Origin of the sequence: Micromonospora sp. NPDC051296 (assembly GCF_040682255.1) — a bacterium.
Classification (GTDB): domain Bacteria; phylum Actinomycetota; class Actinomycetes; order Mycobacteriales; family Micromonosporaceae; genus Micromonospora; species Micromonospora craterilacus.
This window is the reverse complement of the sequence record NZ_JBFBAO010000364.1, coordinates 1-6,965: the sequence shown is the minus strand read 5'-3', so window position 1 is coordinate 6,965 and position 6,965 is coordinate 1. Positions and strand designations below refer to the sequence as shown.

The following is a 6,965-nucleotide window of genomic DNA, read 5'->3' as shown; positions in this document are numbered from 1 at the left end:
CGGCGGTGGCCGCTAGCGGCGAGTCCGGCGCGTTGGTGACCGCGAGGGTGAGCGCGCCGGAGTCCCGGGCGACCCGGAGCACCTCGGCCAGGTCGGGCGAGCCGCCGCTCTGGCTGACCCCGACGACCAGGGCGTCGGAGAGATCCGGCCGGGCGCCGAACAGGGTGATCGCGCTCGGTGAGGCGAGTCCGGCCGGCAGGCCGAGGCGGATCTCGGTGAGGTAGGCCGCGTACAGCGCGGCGTGGTCGGAGGTGCCCCGCGCGGTGAACACCACGTGCCGGGGACGGCGGGCGGCGATGGCTGCCGCGACCCGGGCGATCGGTGCGGCGTGGTCGGCGGAGAGCAACCGCTCGTAGCCCGCCGGCTGCTCGTCGATGTCGGCGGCCATGCCGCCCCCTGGGCGCGTCACGGAAACTCCTCCCCTGCGCGATATCCGCGCGTTTGCTGCTCAGTGTTGCACCTTTGATCCGGTCTGGGCAATCGAACGAGCAGCATCGCGCAGACGATCACCAAAACTGGGTGCCGTCACCTACGCTGACCCGACCTCACCGCGCAAGCCGACCAGTGAGAGGACGACGTGGCCGAGGGAACGGACGACCGGGCGTTGCCGGCGACGGAGGAACTGGCCCTGGCCCGGCGGGCCCTGGACTCCGGCGACCTGGCGCACGCCGCCGACCATGTCGCGGGCGCGCTGGCCCGGGCCCCGACGCTGCCCGAGGTGCACGAGACCCTCGCCCGCCTGGCCGCGGCCAGCGGTGACGGCGGGCTGGACCTGTTCCCCCTGCAACACCACACCTTCGTCGGTGCCGTGGTCGCCCGGGCGCACCTGCTCGCTGCGGGCGGCCGCCCCGCCGAAGGTCTCGACCTGCTGGTCGCCGCCACCGCGAACGCACCCGGCGCGGACTGGGCGGGGGTGCCCTGGGTGACCTCGCCCGACCTGGCCGAGCGGATCGGCCCCGACCGGGCGGCCCGGGTCCTGATGCAGGTCTGCGCCGCCGCGCCCGATCCGGTGCCGCCGGCCGACCGGGCGGCCATGGCGGCGTACCTGACGCTGGCCCGCAACGCCGTCACCGTCCACCCCGAGCACAGCCTGCTGCTGGGCACGGCGTCCGCGCTGGCCCGGCGGGTTGGCGAGGTCACGCTCGCGGTCCGCTGGGCCAGCCGGAGCGTACGCGTCGCGCCGTCGAAGATGGGCGAGGTCTGGCTCGGGTACGCGCTGCGCAGCGCCGGCCGGACCCGGGAGGCGCTCGCCGCCCTGCGCCGCGCCGTCGACCACGACCCGGACGACCTGGCGGTGTACGCCGACATCGCCGGCACCCTGGCCGACCACGGCCGGCTCGATGAGGCGCTGGGCTGGATCGAGCGGGCGCTGGCCCGCAACCCGTCGTTCGACTGCGCGGTGCACACCGCGCACCGGCTGCGGTTCCAGCGCGACGGCGAGGTGCGTCACCTGGTCGCGCTGGCCGACTTCATCCGCGACCATCCGGTCGACTCGCACGAGCACGGTGACCTGACCGAGTGCTGCCGCGGCCGCCCGTGGCTGGGGCAGCTGACTCCGGCCCCGACGGCGGGCGACGCGCTCGGGTCGTCCGTCGCCGGGGCGGCCCCGATGACCTCGGTGCGGGCGGCACCGTCGGCGGAGGCGGCGCGCCGGCTGCGCCAACTCGCCCATCCCGCCTGGCCACACCCACCGGCGGCGTACGACACGGCGGTCGTCCTGGCCACTCTCGACCTGCCCGACCTGCTCGGCCTGCTGGCCCACCCGCCCGAGACCCCGCAGACCGCGCTGGGCCGGGTGCTCGCCGGCGAGGACCCGGCGCTGTGGGTGCGTTGCGTGCAGGTGTGGACCTGCCTCGGCCTGCTGCACCACCGCACCGACGAGCCGTGGGCGGACTCGACCCGGCGGCGGGTGCTGGTGGAGCTGGCCGGCGGGGTGGAGGTCGCCGAGGCGGCCCTGTTCGCCCTGGTGACCGCCGCCTGGGTCGACCCGTCGGTCCGGTCCGACGTGGCCCGGGTGGTCGCCGAGCGGCTGACCACGGTGGCCGAGGCGGCCCGGGAGCGCCCGATGCCGACGGCCGCCTCGCTGGCCCACCTGGCCCTGGCCACCCCGGATCTCGATCCGGAGACCAGCGCGCTGGCCCGGTCTCTGGCCGGCGTGACCGCAGGTCGGCGACGCAACCGGCTACGCGCCCTTCTGCATCGCCTCCTCCGCCCGCTGCGGCCACGCATCCCCGGCCCGCCGCTGCCCTGACGGCGACGGCGGCCGTTGACGCACGACGCCCCGCGCCCCGCCCGTCGGAGGCATCGATGTTAAGAGGGGCCCCTTCCTCTACAACAGGCGTTAAGAAGGGGCCCTTCCTTCAGGCGGATGGGGAGCGGGCGAGGGCGGTCTCGGCCTGCTCCTCCGGGCTGCCCGGCACCTCGTTGCTGGTACGCAGCGGGATCTCCCGGATGAACCAGGCGAGCACCGGCACCACCACGGCGAAGAGCACCGCCCACAGGAAGACGTGCGAGATCGCGTCGGCGAGCCCGCCCAGCACCAGCTCGCGGGCCTGCGCCGGCAGTTCCTTGAGCTGCTCGATGTTCATCCCCGCGCTGCCCTCGCCCCCGCCACTGAACGCGCCGCCGGCCGCGCTGCCGGCGAGCCGGTTGGCGAAGATGGCGCCGAACAGCGAGATGCCGAACGACCCACCGATGGAGCGGAAGAAGGTGGCCGCACCGCTGGCCGCGCCGAGGTCCTTCTGCTCGACGCTGTTCTGTGCGATCAGCATCGACGTCTGCATGAGGAAGCCCATGCCGACCCCGAGCACGATCATGTAGAGCGACGACTCGGTCTTGCTGGTGCCCACGTCCAGCAGGCTCAGCAGGGCGAGCCCGACGGCCATCACCGCACCGCCGACGATCGGGTAGATCCGGTACCGCCCGGTCCGGGTGATCGCCCGGCCGACGATCAGCGAGACCACCAGCATGCCGAACATCAACGGCAGCAGCAGCAGGCCGGAGTTGGTGGCCGAGGCCCCCTGCACGGTCTGCTGGTAGAGCGGCAGGAAGTTCATCGCGCCGAACATCGCGAAGCCGAGCAGGAAGCCGATCACCGAGATGAGGGCGAAGTTCCGGTTGGCGAACAGGCCCAGCGGCAGGATCGGCTCGGCGGCCCGCCGCTCGACGAACCCGAAGGTCACCAGCGCGACGACGGCCAGCGCGGCGAGGCCGAGGATCTGCGGGGAGGCCCAGGCGTACTCGTTGCCGCCCCAGGTCGTGATCAGCACGATGGCGGTGATGCCCACCGACAGCAACGCGGCGCCGAGCCAGTCGATGCGGTGCTCGGTGCGGTACTTGGGCAGGTGCATGGTCGCGATGAGCAGCACCAGCGCGACGCCGCCCAGCGGCAGGTTGACGTAGAACGCCCAGCGCCAGGAGAGGTGGTCGGTGATGAAGCCGCCGACCAGCGGGCCGGCCACCATCGCGATGGCCATGATCCCGGCGATCATGCCCTGGTAGCGGCCACGCTCCCGGGGCGGGACCAGGTCGCCGATGATCGCCATCACACCGACCATCAGGCCACCGGCGCCCAGACCCTGCACGGCCCGGAAGGCGATCAACTGGACCATGCCGTCGTCGGGGCCGCCGAAGATCCCCGAGCCGGCCATCCCGCACAGCGCGGAGCCGACCAGGAAGATCACCACCGCGGTGAGGAAGACCGCCTTGCGGCCGTACAGGTCGCCGAGCTTGCCCCAGATCGGGGTGGAGACGGTGGTGCCCAGCACGTACGCCGTCACCACCCAGGTGAAGTGGTTGAGCCCGCCGAACTCGCCGACGATGCGCGGCAGCGCCGTGCTGACGATCATGTTGTCGAGCATCGCGAGCATCATGGCGATCATCAGGCCGAAGAGCACGACCCGGACATTGGGTCGCGCGGGAGCCTGGGTTTGCTGGGCCATCGGTACGCTCTCCCCCTGAGATGCGGCGCCTTACTTGCCGTCCGGCTAGCCACCTTACTAGCCGGACGGTAAGTTTGACGGCGAACAACCGTCAAGCGGATTAGGTGGTGCGAGTGAGCCAGAGCACAGGCGGCGGCACGCGGGAACGGATCAAGGCCGTCGCGCTGGAACTCTTCACCGAGCAGGGTTACGAGGCGACCTCGCTGCGCGAGGTCGCCGAACGGCTCAACGTGACCAAGGCCGCGCTCTACTACCACTTCAAGAGCAAGGACGAGATCGTCACCAGCGTGGTCGAGGACCGGCTGGAGCGGATGGACGCGCTGATCGCCTGGGCCGAGTCCGAGCCGGCCACCCTGGCCACCCGGCGCGCGGTCATCGAGCGGTACGCCGACGCGATGTTCGGCGGCGAGGAGCCCTCGGTGATGCGCTTCTTCGAGCAGAACCAGACGGCGCTGAAGAGCCTCTCCGCCGGTCGGGAGATGCGCGGGCGGATGTTCCGGCTGGCCACCGTGCTCACCGCCGGGGACGACTCCCCCGGTGCCCAACTGCGGGCCGTACTGGCGATTTTCGCGGTGCACAGCAGCTGGTTCGCCGTACGCACCCCCGAGATCAGCGACGCCGAGCGCAAGCGGCTGGCGCTGGAGGTCGCCGACGAGTTGCTCGCCGCGATCGCCGCGAAGTCGCCCTCCGCCGAGGAGCCGCCCGCCCAGGAGTGACCGGCCGTGCACCGATGATCACTACACTGACCCGATGCCCCTCGCCGCCATCGCCCTCGTCGTCCTGCTCGCCATCCTCGCGGCCTTCCAGGTCGCGCTCGCGCTCGGTGCACCGCTCGGCCGGTTCGCCTGGGGTGGCCGGCACGAGGTGCTGCCCCTCCCGCTCCGGCTCGGCAGCGCGGTGTCGATCGTCGTGTACGCGGTCATCGCGGTGATCGCCCTCGATCGCGCGGAGTTGATCGACGTACTGGCCGGACCGGTCGCCCGGATCGTGATGTGGATCGTGGCCGGGTACTTCGCGCTGTCCATCGCTCCGAACGCGCTCTCCCGGAGCCGCTCGGAGCGGAACGCGATGGTGCCGGTCTCGATCGCACTCACCGCACTCGCCCTGCTCGTCGCGATCGGCTGAGCCGCACCGCGCCGCTAGGACGGCGCGGTGAGGGCCAGGCGGAGGGCGAGCAGGTCGACCCCGGGCAGCGGTGTCCAGTCCTTCTCCGGGACACGGACGAAGCCGCGGCGGCGGTAGAGCCGGTGGGCCGACTCGGCGTGGCCGTCGCGTACGCAGATCAGCAGGGCCGTGCAGCCCAGCTCGGTCGCCCGCGCGACGCACGCCCCGACCAGCGCCGCGCCCGCGCCCCGACCCTGCGCCGCCGGGTCCACCGCCAGCATCCGGAACTCGGCCTCGCCCGGGCCGCACAGCTCGGCGTACCGGGTGCCGGGCAGGACGAAGGTGACCGAGCCGAGCAGCTGGCCGGTGGCCGGGTCGGCGGCGATCAGGATCTCGCCGTGCACCGCCCGGCCGGCCACGTCGGCCAGCACGGCGGCGTAGCCGTTCTCACCCTTGAGCTGGCCGTCGGCCTCGTACGCCGCGACGGTCAGCCGGGCCACCCCGGCGAAGTCGGCCGGCTCGGCCGGCCGGACCAGCAGGCCGGTCAACCGATCACCGCGATCAGGTCACCGTCCTGCACCACGTCGCCCTCGTTGACAGCGAGCTGCTGTACGACACCGTCGGACTCGGCGACCACCGGGATCTCCATCTTCATCGACTCGAGGATCACCAGCGTGTCCCCCTCGGAGACGGTGTCCCCGGCCGACGCGACGACCTTCCAGACGTTCGCCACCATCTCGGCGCGGATCTCCTCGGCCATCTCCCGGCCCCTTCTCTCGCGACTGCCTGCGACGTATCCAATCATGCGGCGGCGGCCGGTGGGCGAGGAGCGGCCCCGGCAGCCGTCCGCCGGTGCTGGCCGCACTAGCATCAACGGGTCGGACCCTGGCGCCGGGAGGACCGGTGCGTGCACCGGCGCCGAGGTCGTGCGCAGGTGATCCGACCATCACGAGGAGGTCAGCATGGCGAAGAAGGCCCGTAAGAAGAAGGCCCGTAAGAAGAGCGCCGCCAACCACGGCAAGCGCCCCAACTCCTGACGGCCGACCGGCTGCGGCGCGCCCGCGGACCGGTCAGCGAAACGCCGGTGGCCCGACTCGGGCCACCGGCGTCGTCATGCAGGGACCCCGTCGGAGACGGAGGTCGCGGTGGTCCCCCTTGCGGGCGGACCCGGGAACCGGCTCAGTCAGCCAGTTCGCGTGACTCAGTGCTCTCGAAGACGACCAGCTCGCTCAGCCGCACCCGCAGTCGCTCGCGCAGCTCGTCCGGCGCGGACTCGTTGCCGCAGCAACGGGCCACCAGCGCCTTGACCTCCTGCTCGATGCCGTACTCCCGCAGGCACGGGCCGCACTCGTCGAGGTGAAGGCGGATCAGCGTACGACGCTCCTGCGCACACTCCAGGTCGAGGTAGAGGTAGACCTCGGCGAGAACCTCACGGCAATCCGTCTCGTGCGGGTCACCACAGCTCACGTCACACCTCCCGGCCACTGGCAGCAGCCGAACTCCGGGCCGACGGCGCGGCGGAGAAACCGCGCTCCGCGGCGTAGCCCTCAAGCAGCTTGCGCAGATTACGACGACCGCGGTGCAACCGCGACATCACGGTGCCGATCGGCGTGCCCATGATGTCGGCGACCTCCTTGTAGGAGAAGCCCTCGACATCGGTCAGGTAGACCGCCAGCCGGAACTCCTCCGGCAGCTGCTGGAGGGCCTCCTTGACGTCGCTGTCCGGCAGCCGGTCGAGCGCCTCGGTCTCGGCGGACCGCAGCCCGCTGGAGGTGTGCGACTCCGCCTCGGCGAGCTGCCAGTCGGTGATCTCGTCGGTGGGCGCCTGCACCGGCTGCCGCTGCCGCTTCCGGTACGAGTTGATGTAGGTGTTGGTCAGGATCCGGTAGAGCCAGGCCTTGAGGTTCGTGCCCTGCTCGA

General features: G+C 72.2%; 9 protein-coding genes. 3 read left to right on the top strand and 6 right to left on the bottom strand.

Annotated features, from left to right (window positions below):
• Positions 1-388 (bottom strand): SIS domain-containing protein (locus AB0M52_RS28035; protein ID WP_363959755.1); only part of this gene is annotated, 388 nt, incomplete at its 3' end.
• 189 nt (positions 389-577) lie between these two features.
• On the opposite strand from AB0M52_RS28035, the gene AB0M52_RS28030 reads away from it, so the two are divergent.
• Entirely contained in the window at positions 578-2,251 is a 1,674-nt protein-coding gene (locus tag AB0M52_RS28030) for a tetratricopeptide repeat protein (protein ID WP_363959752.1), read from the top strand.
• A 109-nt stretch (positions 2,252-2,360) separates the two neighbouring features.
• On the opposite strand, the gene AB0M52_RS28025 is transcribed toward AB0M52_RS28030, so the two are convergent.
• Positions 2,361-3,941 (bottom strand): MDR family MFS transporter, encoded by a 1,581-nt coding sequence (locus tag AB0M52_RS28025; RefSeq protein WP_363959749.1) that lies wholly within the window; start codon positions 3,939-3,941, stop codon positions 2,361-2,363.
• A 107-nt stretch (positions 3,942-4,048) separates the two neighbouring features.
• On the opposite strand from AB0M52_RS28025, the gene AB0M52_RS28020 reads away from it, so the two are divergent.
• On the top strand, positions 4,049-4,657 hold the full coding sequence (locus tag AB0M52_RS28020) for a helix-turn-helix domain-containing protein (RefSeq protein WP_363959746.1): 609 nt from the start codon (positions 4,049-4,051) through the stop codon (positions 4,655-4,657).
• 34 nt (positions 4,658-4,691) lie between these two features.
• A complete protein-coding gene (locus AB0M52_RS28015) occupies positions 4,692-5,066 on the top strand; it encodes a hypothetical protein (RefSeq protein ID WP_363959743.1) in 375 nt (124 codons plus the stop codon).
• A gap of 14 nt (positions 5,067-5,080) precedes the next feature.
• Here AB0M52_RS28015 and AB0M52_RS28010 read toward each other — a convergent pair whose 3' ends face one another.
• The 4 genes from AB0M52_RS28010 to AB0M52_RS27995 form a co-directional block, all read right to left on the bottom strand.
• Positions 5,081-5,593: a GNAT family N-acetyltransferase gene (locus AB0M52_RS28010; RefSeq protein WP_363959742.1), complete on the bottom strand. Its 513-nt coding sequence runs from the start codon at positions 5,591-5,593 to the stop codon at positions 5,081-5,083.
• Positions 5,590-5,805: a biotin/lipoyl-binding carrier protein gene (locus AB0M52_RS28005; protein WP_091068708.1), complete on the bottom strand. Its 216-nt coding sequence runs from the start codon at positions 5,803-5,805 to the stop codon at positions 5,590-5,592. The genes AB0M52_RS28010 and AB0M52_RS28005 overlap by 4 nt, the downstream gene beginning before the upstream one ends.
• Positions 5,806-6,224: 419 nt before the next feature.
• Positions 6,225-6,512: a mycothiol system anti-sigma-R factor gene (rsrA, locus tag AB0M52_RS28000; protein ID WP_363959739.1), complete on the bottom strand. Its 288-nt coding sequence runs from the start codon at positions 6,510-6,512 to the stop codon at positions 6,225-6,227.
• Between the two features lies 1 nt (position 6,513).
• Positions 6,514-6,965, bottom strand: a 452-nt coding sequence (locus AB0M52_RS27995; protein WP_363959737.1) for a sigma-70 family RNA polymerase sigma factor, incomplete at its 5' end; no start/stop codon positions are given.